Here is a 17161-nt window from a genome sequence, read left to right on the forward strand (position 1 = left end):
ATTGTTTTTTGAACGACCGGAGTCAGGTGAGCTCGCTATTCTGGTGCATTTAAACCTGAGCAGTGAGGATGAACCTGAAGACCCCCGGGAATTTGAGGAACTCGTACTATCTGCTGGTGGCGATCCGGTTGCTCTGGTATCAGGGCAGCGCAGTTCACCACATCCAAAATATTTTGTCGGCACCGGTAAGCTTGAAGAACTGGTTGAGCTGGTTCATGAGACCTGTGCCGAACTGGTGATCTTTAACCACAATCTTTCCCCAAGCCAGGAACGAAACCTGGAGGCAGCACTCAAGTGCCGTGTTCTGGATCGTACCGGGCTGATTCTCGATATTTTCGCCCAGCGAGCCCGCACCCACGAGGGTAAATTGCAGGTTGAGCTGGCGCAATTGCAGCATATGTCGACCCGACTGGTCCGTGGCTGGACTCACCTGGAAAGACAGAAAGGTGGCATCGGTCTGCGCGGCCCGGGTGAAACCCAGCTGGAAACAGACAGGCGGCTGTTACGCGCGAGAATTAAATCCATTCAGAAACGCCTGGAAAAAGTTCGTAGTCAGCGCGACCAGGGGCGGCGTTCCCGTCAGCGTGCCGAGTTGCCCACAGTTTCCTTGGTGGGTTACACCAATGCCGGAAAATCGACACTGTTCAACCGCCTTACGAATTCCGAGGTCTACGCGGCAGACCAGCTTTTTGCCACGCTGGATCCCACCATGCGCAGGGTTGAACTGGAAGGCCTGGGGCCGGTTATTCTGGCCGATACTGTTGGCTTTATCAGTCATTTGCCCCACAAACTGGTGGAAGCTTTTCGTGCAACTCTGGAGGAAGCAGCAAGTGCTTCACTGTTGTTGCATGTCATTGACGCCCATAGTGAGGAGCGGCCGACCAACATTGCCCGGGTTGATGAAGTCTTGTTAGAAATCGGCGCCCTCGAATTACCGACATTGATGGTATTTAACAAAATCGATCTTATTGAAAACAGCACCCCTCGACTGGAGCGTGATGACAGTGGGCGCCCCTGTGCTGTGTGGCTCTCCGCCCAGACAGGAGAGGGCTGTGAACTATTGTTCGAGGCGCTGATCGAATTACTCGGTTCAGAGATGGTGCGGGAAACGATTGTTCTGCCCCCTACGATGGGTCGGTTGCGGGCCATGTTGTACAGTAGCAATGCCGTGGTGTCGGAAAGGCAGGGTGGCACAGGTGAAGTCCAATTGGACATTACCTTGCCCAAGACAGATTTTTTACGCTTGTTGAAAGCAGAAAATCTGACGCTGGAAGAATTACGTAAACTATCTGGCAATCATCAACACATTGCATGACACGTCATGCCTCAATGAATGCGGATCAGGCTTTGCCGGGCCCTATCGGGGGCAAGCTTTTAGATGAATTGATACTGAAAACGTAGTATTTGCAGGGCGGCTTGGTACAATCAGCAGCCGTTTCATAACGAGCGAATTAACGGAGAAGACTATGGCCTGGAATGAGCCCGGTGGTGGCAAAGACCCCTGGGGTGGCAACAGCGGTGGAGATGGTCCGCCAGACCTGGATGAGGCGCTGCAGAAGCTCCGTGCCCGTATGGATAAAATTTTTGGCGGTTCCGGCGGCGGAAAAGGTGGTTCAGGTAACAATAACCTGCTTGCCATCGTTCTGGTGGTGTTGGTTGCCGGTTGGGGTCTGTTTGGTTTTTATCAGGTGGATGAAAAAGAACAGGCCGTGGTACTGCGTCTGGGTAAATACCTCGACACCGTAGGCCCGGGTCTGAACTGGCGCCCATTGTTGCTGGACCGTGTTTTCAAGGAGCGCGTGACGGAAGAGCGTCAGTACTCCTCCCGTGGCCAGATGCTGACTCAGGATGAAAACATCGTCGAACTTCCCTTGACGGTGCAGTACAACATCAACAATGTAAAAGACTTCGTACTGAACGTGAAAAATCCGGAGCTTAGCCTTCGTCATGCCACCGACAGTGCACTGCGTCATGTGGTGGGCAGTAGTTCGCTGGACGAGGTGGTCTCTACGGGGCGTGGCAAAATTGCTGAAGAAGTCAAATTGCGTCTGCAACAGTATCTGGACAGTTACGGTGCCGGTATTCTGGTACGCAAAATCAACATTCAGGAGGCCAAGCCACCCTCAGAGGTGAAAGCGGCCTACGATGATGTGATCAAGGCGCGGGAAGACCAGGAACGGCTCATCAATGAGGCCCAGTCCTATTCAAACGGCATCATTCCTGAGGCTCGTGGTAAAGCTCAGCGTATGCTTGAGGAGGCACTGGCCTACAAAGAACAGGTAGTTGCTGAGGCCCAGGGTGAGACGAACCGCTTTTTGGCCCTGCTGACCGAATATCAGAAAGCGCCGGAAGTGACGCGCCAGCGACTCTACCTGGATGCGGTTCAGGATGTGATGAGCAACAGCTCGAAGGTGCTGATCGATGTTGAGGGCGGTAATAACATGCTCTACCTGCCGCTCGATAAAATCATTGAATCTAGCGCTTCTGGCAGCAGTGCTGCCTCTGGACTCAAAGGCAGTGATGTCAAAAGTATCGCCGATGAAGTGGTTAACCGCCTGAAGCGCGAAACTATCACAAGCAGCAGTCGTAGGGAGGTACGCTAATGACTACCCGTTCAACAGGTTTGCTGGTGGTTATCGCCCTTGCACTGATATTGGCGAGTTCTTCACTCTACGTGGTTCAGGAAACTGAGCGCGCCGTTAAGCTGCGCTTTGGTCGACTCATTGAGGGTGAAATCACGCCGGGGTTGCATGTCAAAATCCCACTGGCAGACAAGATTCGCAAGTTTGATGCCCGGGTGCTGACTCTGGATGCAGAGCCCGCCAGCTTCTTTACGGTAGAGAAAAAACGTCTGATCGTGGATGCCTATTCCAAGTGGCGTATTGCCGACGTGGATACCTACTACAAATCCACCGGCGGTAATGAGGCCGTAGCACATGATCGCCTGGCCAGCCGGGTCAACGATGGACTGCGAAACCAGTTCGGTGAGCGCACGTTACACGAAGTGGTGTCCGGTGAACGTGACATGCTGATGGAGAACATCAAAGATTACCTGAACACCACTGTCAGGCAATCTCTGGGTGTGGAGGTTGTCGATGTGCGGGTCAAGCGCATTGATCTGCCCTCTGAGGTCAGTGAGCAGGTGTATCGTCGTATGACGGCAGAGCGGGAAAAAGAAGCCCGCGAATTGCGCTCAAAAGGCGCGGAAGAAGCGGAAAAAATCCGCGCAGATGCAGATCGTCAGCGCACGATTCTGTTGGCGAACGCCTACCGAGAAGCGGAAGAGTCCCGTGGTGAAGGTGATGCGGTGGCGACGGCAACTTATGCCGAAGCCTACAGCAAAGACCCTGAGTTTTACGCCTTTCAGCGCAGCCTGAAAGCTTACCGTGAGGCCTTTTCCAATAAGGGCGACGTGCTGCTGGTTGATCCGGACAGCGATTTCTTTCGCTATCTTGACAGGCAGCAGGGTAAGTAAAATAGAGCGGGCCCCGAGGGGCCCGTTTCTACAGGCGATCGGGGTCACCTGAAGTCCCAACAAAAATGCAGCAACTGCTGCAAGACAGTGGTAGAATTCTGCAACCGGGGTTCCCCGGTTTTTTTATGGCTGTCTGAGTGTTTGTATGTGGGTGGATTTGGCCAAGGCGTTTTGTCTGATGTTGGTGCTGGAGGGCATTATGCCTTTTCTGGCTCCCGGGCGTTGGCGCAATATGGCATCCCTGTTGGCTCAGGTCGATGATCGCAGTATGCGGATCATGGGTCTGTGTAGCATGTTGCTCGGAGCCGGTGCACTCTTCTTGATCAACGGGTAATGACAATGACTGTGGCGGATCGATGGCTGTTGCCAGACGGGGTGGAGGAAATTCTTCCCAACCGGGCACTGCAGATAGAACGACTCAGACGGCAGGTGCTTGACCTTTATCACAGCTGGGGATATGACCTGGTCATACCTCCGCTGGTGGAATTTACTGACTCCCTGCTAAGCGGAACGGGTTCAGACCTAGACCTGATGACCTTCAAAGTGACGGACCAGCTCAGTGGCCGCACCATGGGTATTCGCGCAGATATAACTCCGCAAACCAGTCGCATGGATGCCCATAGCTTGCAACGGCAGGGCCCCAGCCGTCTGTGCTATGCCAGCACCGTGCTCTATACCCGTCCCCGCCATGCATTGGAAAGCCGCTCACCGATACAAATTGGCGTCGAGCTCTACGGTGAAGCAGGGCTGGCGGCGGATATCGAAGTGATAAGCCTGATGCTGGAAACGCTGCAGTTGATCGGTGTTGACAGGCCTCAGCTGGACCTGGGGCATGTGGGCGTTTATGGCAGTCTGCTGGAATGTGCTGAGTTGTCGTTCGATCAGGAAGCTGAGCTGTTTGAATTGCTGCAGCGCAAGGCTGTGCCGGAGCTGGACAGTTGGCTGACGGCTAATGTGTCTGACCCTGAAATGGCAACCCTGCTTCGTGCACTGGTGGACTTGGCCGGTGGTGTTGATGTTCTGGACCGCGCCCGCACATTATTTGCAGAGGCTCCCGCCGAGGTTGAGTTGGCCTTAGATGAATTGCAGCAGACTGTTGATAGCCTTCAGGCCTGTTATCCGGAATTGAATATTTATATGGACCTGAGTGAACTTCGCGGTTACCACTACCATACCGGCATTGTGTTTGCCGCTTATGCGCAAGGCGTGGGTCAGGCCATTGGCAATGGTGGTCGCTATGACCACGTAGGCGAAGGGTTCGGTCGCTCCAGGCCAGCCACCGGTTTCAATATGAGTTTGCAGGCATTGGCTGAGATCGCTACAAATACTCCTATTCCTGCAGGTATTTATGTGCCTGTTACAGAGGGTGATGAGCTTCGCGATACCATCGCTGGGCTTAGGCAGCAGGGGGAGAGGGTGGTCTGTGGGTTTCCCGGCCAGCAGCCTGACTACGAGGAATTACACTGTGACCGCCAGTTGTTGTTGGTGGACGGTACCTACCAAGTAAAACCTGTTTAACCATTTCAGGGCTAGAGAGAACACATGGGTAAGAATGTAGTGGTGCTGGGCACCCAATGGGGTGATGAAGGCAAGGGCAAGATCGTTGACTTGCTGACTGATCAGGCTTCCGTGGTAGCGCGATTCCAGGGTGGCCATAACGCGGGTCATACGCTGGTTATCGAAGGCCAGAAAACGGTGCTGCACCTGATTCCTTCCGGCATTCTCCGCGACAACGTTACCTGCATGATCGGCAATGGCGTGGTGTTGTCGCCAGAGGCGCTGCTGGAGGAAATGGCCGAGTTGGAAGGCAAGGGTGTACCTGTGCGGGAGCGTTTGCGACTGTCTCCGGCCTGTCCGCTGATCCTGCCTGTGCACATTGCACTCGATCAGGCCCGCGAGCGCGCCCGGGGCAATGCCAAGATTGGCACCACTGGCCGCGGCATTGGTCCGGCCTATGAAGATAAAGTAGCCCGTCGGGGGCTACGCCTGGGTGATATGTTTAATCGTGAGCTGTTTGCCAACAAGCTGAAAGAGTTGATGGCTTATCACAATTTCATGCTGACAAACTATTATCAGGAAGATGCGGTCAGTTATGAAGAGACACTGGCTCTAACCGTGAAATGGGCCGAGGAGCTAGAGCCCATGGTTGCCGACGTAACCGGTGAGTTGCATGAGGCCCGTGAAGCGGGCAAAAACATCATGTTTGAAGGGGCCCAGGGTTCCCTGTTGGACATTGATCACGGCACCTATCCCTTCGTAACGTCTTCTAATACCACTGCCGGTGGCACAGCTACTGGTAGCGGCTTTGGTCCGCTTTATCTGGATTACGTACTGGGTATTACCAAAGCCTACACCACCCGGGTTGGTTCCGGACCGTTCCCTACGGAGCTTTTTGATGCTATCGGCAAGCACTTGGGTGAAAAAGGGCATGAATTTGGCGCTACAACCGGGCGTGAAAGGCGCTGTGGTTGGTTTGATGCTGTGGCCCTGAAGCAGGCGATCCGTATAAACTCGGTATCTGGCCTGTGTCTGACCAAACTGGATGTGCTGGATGGTCTGGATACCATCAAGCTCTGTGTGGGTTACCAAGATGCCGAAGGTAATGAAGCAGCCGCACCTTGCCACGCTGATGACTACGAAAAGCTGGTGCCTATTTATGAGGAAATCCCGGGGTGGCAGGATTCTACAATCGGTGCCAAATCACTGGATGACCTACCGGCTAACGCGCGTGCCTATATTTCGCGTATTGAGGAAATACTCAAGACGCCGGTGGATATTATTTCCACTGGACCGGATCGGGTGGAGACCATCATTTTAAGACATCCATTTGCCTGACAAGTGATCGTTCTTTTCTTATAAAACACTCTGCCACTGAACCACAACAATTTGGTTCAGGGGTATTTCTAGCACCTTTCTGTGGGAGAAATTTCTCAGGACGGGGGTTTCTCTTCTGAAATTCTTGATTAAGCTTAAACAGAGAGTCGTTAAAGGTTTGTACATATGCTTAATTCAGTCGAACTGAAAGATTACATGCTCCGCAATCCCATTAAGGTCAATCTGAATGATGACCTGTTTGTGGCGATTGATCGCATTGTGGCCAATAAGGTTTCCGGGGTTTGTGTGGTGGACGACGAGAATAACCTGGTGGGTATGTTGTCCGAAGTGGACTGCCTGGGAGCTATTCTTACCGCCCGCTACAATCAGGAAACCAGTGTCGGCCCCGTCAGCGGTGTAATGACCCGTGATGTTTATTGCGTCTCGCCAAACGCAGATATTGTCGATGTGGCTCAGGAAATGTTGCAACGTGGTTTTCGCCGCTGCCCGGTTGTTGAGAAGGGCAAGCTGGTGGGCCAGATTACCTGTCGCCAGTTGTTGAATGGCGTCCAGACGTTTTCACAGAAAACCGCTTAACCGTGCAAATTGACGGCCGGAATCAGGTTCTGGCGTCGTGCCTGCCGTTTGCCGTATTCCATCAGTAGAAAATAACCCGCCAACAGGATTGCTGCCATCGCACCAGTCCACATCAATGACTGCTCAGGGTGTTCAGAAAAAGTACCCAGCTGGTAGGTCATGACTGCAACGGCATAGGCCAGCAGTGTATTCCAGGTCGCCGAAAAGAAGGCCCAGGTACCGCCGGCTTCTTTGTAGATTGCTCCGAGGGTCGCTACGCAGGGCATGTAAAGCAGAACAAACAGTATGTAACTGAAAGCGGCGATAGGTGTTGCAAACAACTGTTGCATCAAGCCGATGGTCGTGAGTTCGACTTCCTGAGCCTGGGCGGCGGCCTGTTGATCTGCCAGGTCGCCGACACTAAGCCCCAGTGGATCTCCCCACATATGGTTAACCTCCGCCAGGTTGGCGGGTATTGAGGCAAACGCCTCGCCTAACATCCCGCCAATACTGGGCGATGTTTCATCGGTAGTACTGCTGCCGGCAAGGGCCATGTCGGTGTAGAGGGCATCAAGGGTGCCAACCACTACTTCTTTGGCAAAAATGCCGCTGAAAATCCCTACGGTTGCCGGCCAGTTTTCCTCTTTTACACCCAGGGGCTCAAAAATGGGGGTAATGGTTTTACCAATGCTGGAAAGTAGTGAGCGTTCTGTGTTCTGGTTGTTGAAGCTGCCATCGGTGCCGATGGAATTCACAAAGTTAAGAATGATTACGACCGCGACAATAGCTTTACCGGCCCGTAGCATGAAACCACGCAGGCGATGCCAGCTGTGGATCAATAATCCCCTCAAGGTGGGGACGTGATAATTGGGCAGTTCCATGATGAACGGAGCGATGTCCCGGCTGAGCATTTTGCGACGCACCAGTAGGCCGGTCAGGACAGCCAGCACGATACCGATGATGTACAGGCCGAAGACCACATTTTGACCGTTATGGGTAAAAAAGGCCGCGGCGAACAGGGTATACACTGTGAGGCGGGCTCCACAGGACATGAAGGGGGCCATCAATGTGGTGAGCAGTCGATCCTGCTGTGTGTCCAGAGTCCGGCTGGCCATGACCGAGGGAACATTGCAGCCGAATCCGACGACCAACGGCACAAAGGATTTTCCCGGCAGTCCAATACTGCGCATCAGCCGGTCAAGAATGAAAGCGGCGCGGGCCATATACCCGGAATCTTCAAGAAATGTCTGGAACAGAAACAGGGTGCCAATGACGGGAACAAAACTCGCCACCAGTTGGATGCCGCCACCAGCTCCGTCAGCGATGAGAGCAGTCAGCCATTCGGGGCAGTGAATGGCGGTAAGAAGAATTCGGGGCAATTCTACAAAAATGGCGCCTGCTGCAATGTCAAAAAAGTCGATGAAGGCACCACCAAAGTTAATCGTTACCATGAACATCAGGTACATCACGCCCAGAAAAGCTGGAAATGCCAGAAAACGATTTAGCAAGACGGCATCCAGATAATCGGAAATAGACCGTCTGTGCATGGCTTCATGGTGAACGGCCGTAGCGATGGCCTGGTTGATCCACTGATAGCGATTGGTGATCAGCGTGTCTGAAATAGAGCTATTTAACTGTGACTGCAGTGCGTTTACTTCCAGCAACAGGTTGTTTTGCAGCTCTTCGCTGAATCCTTGCAGAATCCGACTGTCGCGCTCCAGCACCGCCGTGGCTTCCAGGCGAGTGGTGTTCGGTTTCTCCTGCTTCATCAGGGCCAGTACACGTTGCGCTGCAGTCTCTACGGGCGCGGCCACAGTGACAGGGTAATTGGCTTCAGGGTTCCGGTGCAGATGGTTGTCGACTACGTCAATGAGTGTACCGACGCCTTCGCCTCGACTGGCCACCAGAGCTACGACAGGCAGGCCGAGTTTATCGGATAGCTCATAGGGATCGATGTGCACGCCATTCTGGTCAGCCACATCCATCATATTGAGGGCCACCACCAGAGGCACTTCCGCCTCCATTAATTGGGTGGTGAGGTACAAGCCGCGCTCCAGGCTGGAGGCATCTACAATATTGATAATCAGGTCGGCAGTTTTTTCCAGGACAAATTGCTGGGCGATCTGTTGGTCAATGGAGTCGTCTTCACAGGATGCGTGCAGTGAATAGGTGCCCGGTAAATCAATGACATTGAAGCGGGTTTGAGCATGCTGGAAATGGCCGGTCTTCTGTTCGACGGTGACACCGGGCCAGTTGCCCACTTTCTGGTGGGTGCCGGTCAGGTCGTTAAAGAGCGTGGTTTTACCGCAGTTCGGGTTACCCACCAGCGCAATGGTGAATTCCCGGCTCATAGTTTCTCAACCTGGATGTTGCCTGCTTCGTGTTGCCTCAAGCTGAGCCGAAATCCCCTGACCAGTATGGCGATAGGATCGCCAAGGGGAGCCCGATGCTGGACAGTAAAGGTTGTCCCTGGTGTGAGGCCAAGGCTCATCAGCCGGTTGCGGTAGGACTCCGGGAGATCGTTAAAACCCTGCACGACAGCAGAGTCACCTGTTTGAAGCTGGTTAAATTGCATATAGCTCACATGTTTTCTGGTGCTCAGGTTTAATAAGGCTACCCGCTAAATGATAATGATTATCGGTTATAGAAAGAAAAGAGGCAATAGATAAAAACCCTTTAGTTCGTGTGCTTATTCTGTGCAGCGGCAGTCATGCCCGGTTAGTGATGTCCGGAACTTGGTGAGTCTGGCCGATACAGGGTATTCACGTTAACCTCAGTGCATCTTATGAGGAGGCGACAGTCGTGTACAAACTGGTTTTCTATGTGCCTATCGACTATCTGGAAACAGTGAAAAAAGCCGTATTCGATAGCGGGGCCGGGCGCATTGGTGATTATGAGCATTGCTGCTGGCAGGTGAGGGGCAGTGGGCAATTTCGTCCAATGGCCGGGAGTAAGCCGTTTGTGGGAAAAGTTAATGAGCTTGAGGTGGTAGAGGAGTTTCGCGTGGAAATGGTGTGTGAAGATGCGCTGATCCGAAATGCTCTGCAGGCAATGCTGTCAGCTCACCCCTACGAAGAACCCGCCTATGATGTTTGGCAGCTCGCAGACGTCAAGTCTTAGGAAAAATAGAGTCCCCAGGCTGGGGCTTCAGCGTAGTCGCCGGTTTATTGTACCCGTGCAGATGGCAGGGTCATCTGTGGCCTGAACGCTGAAAAAGTGTTCCAGTGCCTGGGTAATGACTGGAAATGCCAATTCATTCCAGGGAACTTCATGCTCATGAAAGAGCTCTACCTTTAGAGACTCTTCACCGGGGGCATAACTGTCATCCACCAGTTGGCCCTGATAAAAGATATAGACCTGGTTGATATGGGGAATATCGTACATGCCAAAAAGCGTGGGGGTTTCAAGTTGAGCGCGGGCTTCTTCATGACATTCCCGCAGGGCGCCCTGGATGACAGTTTCGCCGTTTTCGAGAAACCCTGCAGGAAGCGTCCAGTAGCCAAGACGGGGGGCAATGGCCCGTTTGCAAAGCAGGATACGTTTGCCGGAAATCGGTATACATCCCGCGATAATTCGCGGATTCTGGTAATGCACACTATCGCATTGATCACAGACGTGGCGTTCCCGGTTATCCCCTTCGGGAATCCGTATCGTGATGGTGTTGCCGCAGTGACTGCAAAAATTCATGGAAGGCCAATTCAGTGAAAAAGTTCTGGTACACAGAGAGTCTATGGAAAGTATCATAACCGAATGATGTTGAAGAAAATAACTGACAGCCTAAAACCCGTACCGCTGGAGCGGCTCGCTCCGTGTGGCGATGAAGGTGTGGATGCTGCCATACTGATTCTCCTCACCCGCGAAGTGCATGACCCGAAGATCATCCTCACCAAACGCGCTGAGCACCTCAATTCCCACAGTGGCGAGGTGGCCTTCCCCGGGGGTAAGTGGGAGCCGGGTGACGATGACCTGCTGGCAACAGCTCTGCGGGAAACCTGGGAAGAAATTGATCTGGATATTGACCAAGCGGAAGTCCTGGCGGGACTGCCCGTCAACCGCACTCGCCATCTGTTAAGGGTAAAACCTTATGTGGGACTGATTGAGCCAGCGTTGCCGCTGGTGGCCAATCCGGAAGAACTGGACGCGGTATTTGAAGTGCCCGTCAGTTATTTCCTTGATGTGTCCAACCTTACCGTGGATCATTTTTCAGGGGAGGACTACAGCCTGGATATGCCATGCTACATCTACGAGGGGTACCGTATCTGGGGCTTTACGTTGGCGGTGTTGGTGGATTTTCTTAACCTGACACTCGATGCCGGTCTGCGATTGCACTACCCGGATCGCGTCAGTCTCAGGCCCCCAGCTTGAAGGTCGCGCCGATTGCGCCGATAATCCGCTCCCCGATAACCACCAGACAATCTCAACATGGCTTTTACACCCGGCACCATCACATCACCCTGCGTATCCATCTGCGCACTGGACGAAAATGACGAGTGCATCGGCTGCTATCGAACCGCCAAGGAAATACGTGACTGGCTGCTGATGGATGATGACGAGCGCCTGGATGTGATCTGTAAAGCGGCTGAGCGGGGCAAAAAAAATAACCCCTTTGCCTGATGGTGTTTGCTTTGCAAGAAAGGCTGTTTGCTGTTTAGCGTACTGCCAACTTAATCTTCTTCGTCTTCGTGATCTTCTGAAGATACGACTCCTCCCAGCATGCGTTTGACCCGCACCTTGGCTACCATCTTTTCGCTCAGCTCAAGAGTTTCAAATCGATAGCGGCCAATGCTGAAGCTGACATTGCCGTCGGGAATACTCTCAAGATGTTCCAGAATCAGGCCATTCAGTGTTTTTGGCCCATCGACGGGTAAATCCCAGAGATTACTCTTGTTGATATCGCGGATGGTGGCAGAACCCTCAATGTCGTACATGGTTTTATCCAGGGCAACAATTTCGTCCTGGCCATCCTCTGCGCGGTTAGTGGTGAAATCGCCGACGATCTCCTCGAGAATATCCTCCATGGTGACCAGCCCTTCAATTTCACCATATTCGTCAACCACCAGACCGATACGTCGCCGCGCCTGTTGGAAGTTCAGGAGTTGTTTGTTCAGCGGGGTATTCTCAGGCACGAAATAAGGTTCCCGGGAGAATCGCTTGATCGCCTCCTTGGTCAATCCTTCACCACCAGAACGTAGCAGGCGTGCAATGGTTTTCATATGCAGAAAACCTTCCACGCGGCTGATATCGCCGGTAAAGACCGGCAAGCGGGTGTAGCCGCAATTGATCACCGTGGTTAACAGGGTGTCGATGTCGTCTTCAAGGTTGAGTCCGACAATATCGTTGCGTGGCACCATAATGTCATTCACGGTGACCGTCTCGAGATCGAGAATATTGATCAGCATATCCTGATGTTCAGGAATGTTGCGACTGGAGATGTCCACCACGGTGCGGATTTCCTCTTTGCTGAGGCTGACATCCACGACCTTTGATGGGTTGACGCCGAAGATTCTCAACAGCCCGTTCGAGAGGTGGTTGACTAACCAGACCAGGGGGTAGAACAGCGTCAACAAAGGTCTCAGGATATGGCTGGCTGTAAAGGCAATGCCTTCCGGGTGCAGTGCCGCCAACGTCTTGGGTGTCACTTCAGAAAAAATCAGCACTGCCATGGTCAGCAGCAAGGTGGCGATGGCTATGCCGGCATCACCGTACAAGCGTAGCGCAATCACCGTCGCAATGGCCGATGCCAGAATGTTCACCATATTGTTGCCGATCAGAATGATACCGATCAGGCGGTCGGGACGTTTCAGGAGCTTGTGAGCCTTGCGGGCACCGCTGGACCGTTTGCGCAGGTGTTTCAACCTGTAGCGGTTGAGGGACATCATGGCGGTTTCGGAGCCAGAGAAGAAACCGGAAAGTAGTAAAAGGCCACCTAATATACTAAAAAGCAGCCAGAGTGGGGCGTCATCCAAAGGAGGAAAAACCTCGTCATTCCACAGGGCATCCAATGTTGAAGAAGTTTGCCGGAATTGGCAACTGTTGCGTGGGATAACTTCAGAGCTGAAATAGGGCTGGAAACAGTGGTGTTGAGAGGCTTTCGCACCGTTATGGGTTAGCCCAGAAGGACCTCAATCACAAATTTGCTACCCCAGTAGGCCAGAACCATGGCGAAGAAACCGATCAGGGTCCAGCGTATTGCTGTATTTCCCCGCCAGCCTTTCATGTGCCTGCCCCACAGCAGAATGGCGTAAAACAGCCAGGAACAGAGGGCAAATACCGATTTGTGGGCCAGGTGCTGGGCAAAAAAGTCTTCGAAAAAAAGAAAGCCTGTAATGAGGGACAGTGTCAGCAGGATAAACCCGGCCCAGAGCACTTCAAACAACAGTGCTTCCATGGTCTGCAGGGGCGGCACCACCTGCAACCAGCTGCCCAACCGTTTGTGGCGAAGCCGCCAGTTTTGCAGCGCCAGTAATGCCGCCTGCAGCGCTGCTATCGACATCAGGCTGTAGGCCAGGATGGAAATAAAAATATGGGTGCCAATGGGAGCCGAAACGGCTTGCCAGGGAACATGTGTACTGCCCACCAGAATCGTGGTGGCCAGAATGATTGCCGCCAGTGGAAAAAGCAGTAAAAACAGGTTGTGAACCGGCTTGCGGAAACTGCTGATCAGAACAATCAGGTTAATCGTAAAGCTGATGGCCGTACTCATCGGGAAAAGGCTGAAGTCCAACCCCTTAGCGGTAAACACCCAGCGCAGGCTGACATAACCGTGTAAAGCAATAGCTACAGCAGCCACCAGGAACAACGGGGTGACCCGTAAGTTCGGATGCTGGCGCAGCTGTAACACCTGATACAGCGTGGCACAGAGGTAGACAGCGATGGCGGCAGTAGCAACGAACATAAGGTGACAGCTTTCCTTGGAGGTCCGAAAGTGTGTCACAGATGTGCGATAGCGAAAAGACTCCATCCCAATCCACATCACCTTTCAGTTATACTTTGTGCCCCTTTTGCAACGTTGTATTAAAGAATTGCTATGGCGATGTTTGAAAATCTTAGTGATCGTTTATCCGCCAGCCTGAAGAAAATTTCGGGCAAGGCCAGCCTTACCGAAGACAATATTCAGGAGACTCTGCGTGAGGTGCGCATGGCGCTTCTGGAGGCCGATGTTGCCCTGCCGGTGGTGAAAACCTTTGTCGATGGCGTCAAGCAGCGGGCCCTTGGTCAGGAAGTCAGTTCCAGTCTGAACCCCGGTCAGCAATTCCTGAAAATTGTGCAGGCAGAACTCGAGCACGTCATGGGCGACAGCAACGAGGAGCTCAATCTCGCTGCCAAGCCTCCCGCGGTGGTTCTCATGGCGGGTCTGCAGGGTGCGGGTAAAACCACCTCTGTGGCCAAGTTGGCTAAATACCTCAAAGAGCGCCAGAAAAAGAAAGTCATGGTGGTCAGTGCCGACGTGTATCGTCCGGCGGCCATCAAGCAACTGGAAACCCTGGCCGGCGAAGTGGAGGCCGAGTATTTCCCCAGTACCGCCGAGCAGAAGCCGGTTGATATTGTTCGCAATGCCGTTCAGGCAGCGAAAACAAAATTTGTGGATGTGTTGCTGGTGGATACCGCTGGCCGGTTACACATCGACGATGCCTTGATGGCGGAAATTCAGCAGATCCACAAGGCCGTAGACCCGGTAGAAACGCTGTTCGTGATCGATGCCATGATTGGTCAGGATGCCGTGACCACAGCACAGGCATTCAATGAAGCGCTGCCACTGACCGGTGTGATTCTCACCAAGGTGGACGGAGATGCCCGAGGCGGTGCCGCACTGTCGGTACGCCAGATTACCGGTAAGCCCATCAAGTTCCTTGGTGTTGGCGAGAAGACCGACGCTCTGGAACCCTTCCACCCAGAGCGTATAGCCTCCCGTATCCTTGGTATGGGCGATGTGATGTCGCTGATCGAGGAAGTGGAGCGTACCGTTGATCGCAAAAAAGCGGAAAAACTGGCTAACAAAGTCGTCAAGGGTAAAAAGTTTGATCTCGAAGATCTGCGAGACCAGTTGCAGCAGATGAAAAACATGGGCGGCTTTTCCAGCTTGCTGGATAAGCTGCCGGGCATGGGCAATATGTCTCAGATGGTGGAACAGGCCAATATGGGTGGCCAGTTTGGCAAAATGGAAGCCATCATCAACTCCATGACCCCCGCCGAGCGCCGCAACCCGGATATCCTCAACGGTTCGCGCAAGCGTCGCATTACCATGGGCTCCGGCACTACCCTTCAGGACCTCAACCGCCTGCTTAAACAGCACAAGCAGATGGGCAAAATGATGAAGAAAATGAAGGGCAAAGGCATGCAGCAGATGATGCGTGGCATGGCGGGCAACCTACCTCAGGGTGGTGGTATGCCAGGCGGTGGTCTTCCCCCGGGTGGGATGATGCCCGGGGGCAAAAAATTCCCGTTCTGATTTTTGCCGCCAGCCCTCTAACCCCTTAATACCGCTAGAGTTTGCTAATACTTCCAGAGGGTTATTTCTGGTATACACAGGGGGATGTTTTCGCTATAATCCCGCGCCTTTCAACGATGCCCGGCCCGTGCTGGGCATCGTGCCATGGTCCTCACCGGCCCTGGCTACCGGTAATTTGAAACACAGAAACAGAAGAGAATTTTCATGGTAACCATTCGTTTGGCTCGTGGTGGCTCTAAAAAGCGCCCGTTTTATCACATTCACGTCACTGATAGCCGCAAGGCGCGTGATGGCCGTTACATCGAGCGCATCGGCTTTTTCAACCCGGTCGCCCGTGGCCAGGAAGAGCGTCTGCGCGTTGATACTGACCGTGTACAACACTGGGTTGCCCAGGGTGCCACGCTGTCAGAACGTGTTAACCAGCTGGTAAAAGAAGCAGCCAACGCCTGATTACCTGCGTGAAGCGGAGTGCCTGAGCACCATGGATCCAATTGATCCGGTTATTGTCGGGCGTATTACCACCGTTCACGGCGTTAAGGGTTGGGTAAAGGTGCATGCGTTTACCGACCCGGTTGAGAATATTACCGGTTACTCCCCCTGGTGGTTAAAGTCCGCTGAGGGGTGGCTGCAGCTGGAGGTTGATCAGCACCGCATGTCCTCCAAGGGACTGATGGTCCACCTCAAAGGTGTTGATGATCGCGATGTTGCCCGACAGTACTGTCAGCGGGATATCGCTGTCGAGAAAGCCTGCTTGCCCGCCTTGACCGAAGGCGAATACTACTGGCACCAGCTCGAAGGGTTGGCCGTGGTGACAAAGCAGGGTGTCAGGCTTGGCACGGTATCGAGCCTGATGGAAACCGGCGCCAATGATGTGCTGGTGGTCAATGGGGATGCGCAAAGCCTTGATCGGCAAGAGCGTCTAATCCCCTACGTGGAACAATTTGTATTAGGTGTCGATCTCGATGCCGCAAAGATCGAGGTCGACTGGGACCCCGATTTCTGAATGGTTAAGCGTGGAGCAGCGTGAATGGCGGCGAAGAAAATAGCCCTGGTCACCCTGTTCCCCGAAATGTTCGCCGCGCTGAGCGACTATGGCATCAGCAGCAGGGCGATCAGGCAGGGGTTGCTGGAGCTGGGGTTTTTTAATCCCAGAACATACACCAGCGACCGCCACCAGACGGTGGACAGCCGACCCTACGGCGGCGGACCCGGTATGGTGATGATGATAGAACCGCTGCGGCAGGCCATACATGAGGCGCGGCAGTGGATCGGCGGCCCGGCCAGGGTCGTCTACCTTTCTCCCCAGGGAAAGGTGCTGGACCAGTCGGCAGTTAATCAGCTGGCCAGTGATGGGGACCTGATCCTGCTGGCGGGCCGCTACGAAGGTGTCGATGAGCGGCTCATTGAGCTGGAAGTTGACGAAGAATGGTCCATCGGTGATTACGTCCTCAGTGGCGGGGAGTTGCCCGCCATGGTGCTGATGGATGCACTGATCAGACAACTGCCCGGTGCGCTGGGGCACGAGGATTCTGCAGACCAGGATTCTTTTGCCGCTGGTCTGCTGGATTGCCCGCACTACACGCGGCCGGAGCAGTACGAAACATTACAGGTGCCCGAAGTCTTACTGTCGGGCAACCACGAAAAGATCAGGCAGTGGCGGTTAGAGCAGTCACTGCGAAGAACCTGGCAGAGACGCCCGGATCTGTTGAATGAGCTGGCGCTCAGTGACGAGCAACGGCAATTACTGGACAGGATTGTCAAAGAGTCGGCAGATGAAAGCGACTAAGTTGTTTTCCTCTCTGTGCGACGCTACTCAAAAAGGTGGCATGCCACCAACAGAGAATAGC

Annotated in this window: 18 protein-coding genes and 1 pseudogene; 14 read left to right on the plus strand and 5 right to left on the minus strand. The window is 53.6% G+C overall.

What is annotated here, in order from left to right; all coding sequences use genetic code 11:
* The first annotated feature begins 1 nt into the window (after position 1).
* From hflX to Q8A57_RS05435, 7 genes are all read left to right on the plus strand, one after another.
* Complete coding sequence (hflX, locus tag Q8A57_RS05405; protein ID WP_305169968.1) at positions 2–1315, plus strand: ribosome rescue GTPase HflX; 1314 nt, start codon at positions 2–4, stop codon at positions 1313–1315.
* Positions 1316–1466: 151 nt separating this feature from the next.
* The gene (gene hflK / locus Q8A57_RS05410; protein ID WP_305169969.1) at positions 1467–2603 is read left to right on the plus strand and encodes an FtsH protease activity modulator HflK; all 1137 of its coding nucleotides are present in this window, start codon (positions 1467–1469) and stop codon (positions 2601–2603) included.
* Positions 2603–3475, plus strand: coding sequence for a protease modulator HflC (hflC, locus tag Q8A57_RS05415; protein ID WP_305169970.1), 873 nt, complete (start codon positions 2603–2605; stop codon positions 3473–3475). The genes hflK and hflC overlap by 1 nt, the downstream gene beginning before the upstream one ends.
* A 145-nt stretch (positions 3476–3620) precedes the next feature.
* Positions 3621–3809 carry a DUF2065 domain-containing protein gene (locus tag Q8A57_RS05420; protein WP_305169971.1) on the plus strand — a complete coding sequence of 63 codons (189 nt, stop codon included), beginning with the start codon at positions 3621–3623 and terminating at the stop codon, positions 3807–3809.
* 5 nt (positions 3810–3814) lie between these two features.
* Entirely contained in the window at positions 3815–4993 is a 1179-nt protein-coding gene (locus tag Q8A57_RS05425; protein WP_305170160.1) for an ATP phosphoribosyltransferase regulatory subunit, read from the plus strand.
* Positions 4994–5017: 24 nt separating this feature from the next.
* Positions 5018–6310, plus strand: a complete 1293-nt coding sequence (locus tag Q8A57_RS05430) for an adenylosuccinate synthase (protein ID WP_305169972.1) — start codon at positions 5018–5020, stop codon at positions 6308–6310.
* Positions 6311–6475: 165 nt separating this feature from the next.
* Entirely contained in the window at positions 6476–6886 is a 411-nt protein-coding gene (locus Q8A57_RS05435) for a CBS domain-containing protein (RefSeq protein ID WP_305169973.1), read from the plus strand.
* Here Q8A57_RS05435 and feoB read toward each other — a convergent pair.
* Positions 6883–9216, minus strand: coding sequence for a Fe(2+) transporter permease subunit FeoB (gene feoB, locus Q8A57_RS05440; protein ID WP_305169974.1), 2334 nt, complete (start codon positions 9214–9216; stop codon positions 6883–6885). The genes Q8A57_RS05435 and feoB overlap by 4 nt on opposite strands.
* The gene (locus tag Q8A57_RS11115) at positions 9213–9440 is read right to left on the minus strand and encodes a FeoA family protein (protein WP_369427778.1); all 228 of its coding nucleotides are present in this window, start codon (positions 9438–9440) and stop codon (positions 9213–9215) included. The genes feoB and Q8A57_RS11115 overlap by 4 nt, the downstream gene beginning before the upstream one ends.
* A 227-nt stretch (positions 9441–9667) precedes the next feature.
* On the opposite strand from Q8A57_RS11115, the gene Q8A57_RS05450 reads away from it, so the two are divergent.
* Positions 9668–9985, plus strand: coding sequence for a YqfO family protein (locus Q8A57_RS05450; RefSeq protein WP_305169976.1), 318 nt, complete (start codon positions 9668–9670; stop codon positions 9983–9985).
* 156 nt (positions 9986–10141) lie between these two features.
* Here the strand turns inward: Q8A57_RS05450 and Q8A57_RS05455 are convergent.
* A pseudogene (locus Q8A57_RS05455) lies at positions 10142–10609 on the minus strand (NUDIX hydrolase); the annotation flags it as partial.
* Positions 10610–10615: 6 nt separating this feature from the next.
* On the opposite strand from Q8A57_RS05455, the gene Q8A57_RS05460 reads away from it, so the two are divergent.
* Both Q8A57_RS05460 and Q8A57_RS05465 read left to right on the plus strand, forming a co-directional pair.
* Positions 10616–11230, plus strand: coding sequence for an NUDIX hydrolase (locus tag Q8A57_RS05460; protein WP_305169978.1), 615 nt, complete (start codon positions 10616–10618; stop codon positions 11228–11230).
* A 57-nt stretch (positions 11231–11287) separates the two neighbouring features.
* A complete protein-coding gene (locus Q8A57_RS05465) occupies positions 11288–11479 on the plus strand; it encodes a DUF1289 domain-containing protein (RefSeq protein ID WP_305169979.1) in 192 nt (63 codons plus the stop codon).
* 50 nt (positions 11480–11529) lie between these two features.
* Here Q8A57_RS05465 and Q8A57_RS05470 read toward each other — a convergent pair whose 3' ends face one another.
* Together Q8A57_RS05470 and Q8A57_RS05475 are read right to left on the minus strand one after the other, a co-directional pair.
* On the minus strand, positions 11530–12867 hold the full coding sequence (locus Q8A57_RS05470; protein WP_369427780.1) for an HlyC/CorC family transporter: 1338 nt from the start codon (positions 12865–12867) through the stop codon (positions 11530–11532).
* A 104-nt stretch (positions 12868–12971) separates the two neighbouring features.
* Positions 12972–13760 (minus strand): cytochrome C assembly family protein, encoded by a 789-nt coding sequence (locus Q8A57_RS05475; protein WP_305169981.1) that lies wholly within the window; start codon positions 13758–13760, stop codon positions 12972–12974.
* A gap of 138 nt (positions 13761–13898) precedes the next feature.
* On the opposite strand from Q8A57_RS05475, the gene ffh reads away from it, so the two are divergent.
* The 4 genes from ffh to trmD all read left to right on the plus strand — a co-directional run bounded on the left by ffh (position 13899) and on the right by trmD (position 17100).
* Positions 13899–15314, plus strand: coding sequence for a signal recognition particle protein (gene ffh / locus Q8A57_RS05480; protein WP_305170161.1), 1416 nt, complete (start codon positions 13899–13901; stop codon positions 15312–15314).
* Positions 15315–15518: 204 nt separating this feature from the next.
* Positions 15519–15764, plus strand: coding sequence for a 30S ribosomal protein S16 (gene rpsP / locus Q8A57_RS05485; RefSeq protein ID WP_305169982.1), 246 nt, complete (start codon positions 15519–15521; stop codon positions 15762–15764).
* Between the two features lie 31 nt (positions 15765–15795).
* Positions 15796–16317 carry a ribosome maturation factor RimM gene (gene rimM / locus Q8A57_RS05490; RefSeq protein WP_305169984.1) on the plus strand — a complete coding sequence of 174 codons (522 nt, stop codon included), beginning with the start codon at positions 15796–15798 and terminating at the stop codon, positions 16315–16317.
* 24 nt (positions 16318–16341) lie between these two features.
* The gene (trmD, locus tag Q8A57_RS05495) at positions 16342–17100 is read left to right on the plus strand and encodes a tRNA (guanosine(37)-N1)-methyltransferase TrmD (protein WP_305169985.1); all 759 of its coding nucleotides are present in this window, start codon (positions 16342–16344) and stop codon (positions 17098–17100) included.
* The last annotated feature ends 61 nt before the right edge of the window (positions 17101–17161 follow it).

The organism is Porticoccus litoralis (assembly GCF_030676955.1).
GTDB lineage: Bacteria > Pseudomonadota > Gammaproteobacteria > Pseudomonadales > Porticoccaceae > Porticoccus > Porticoccus litoralis.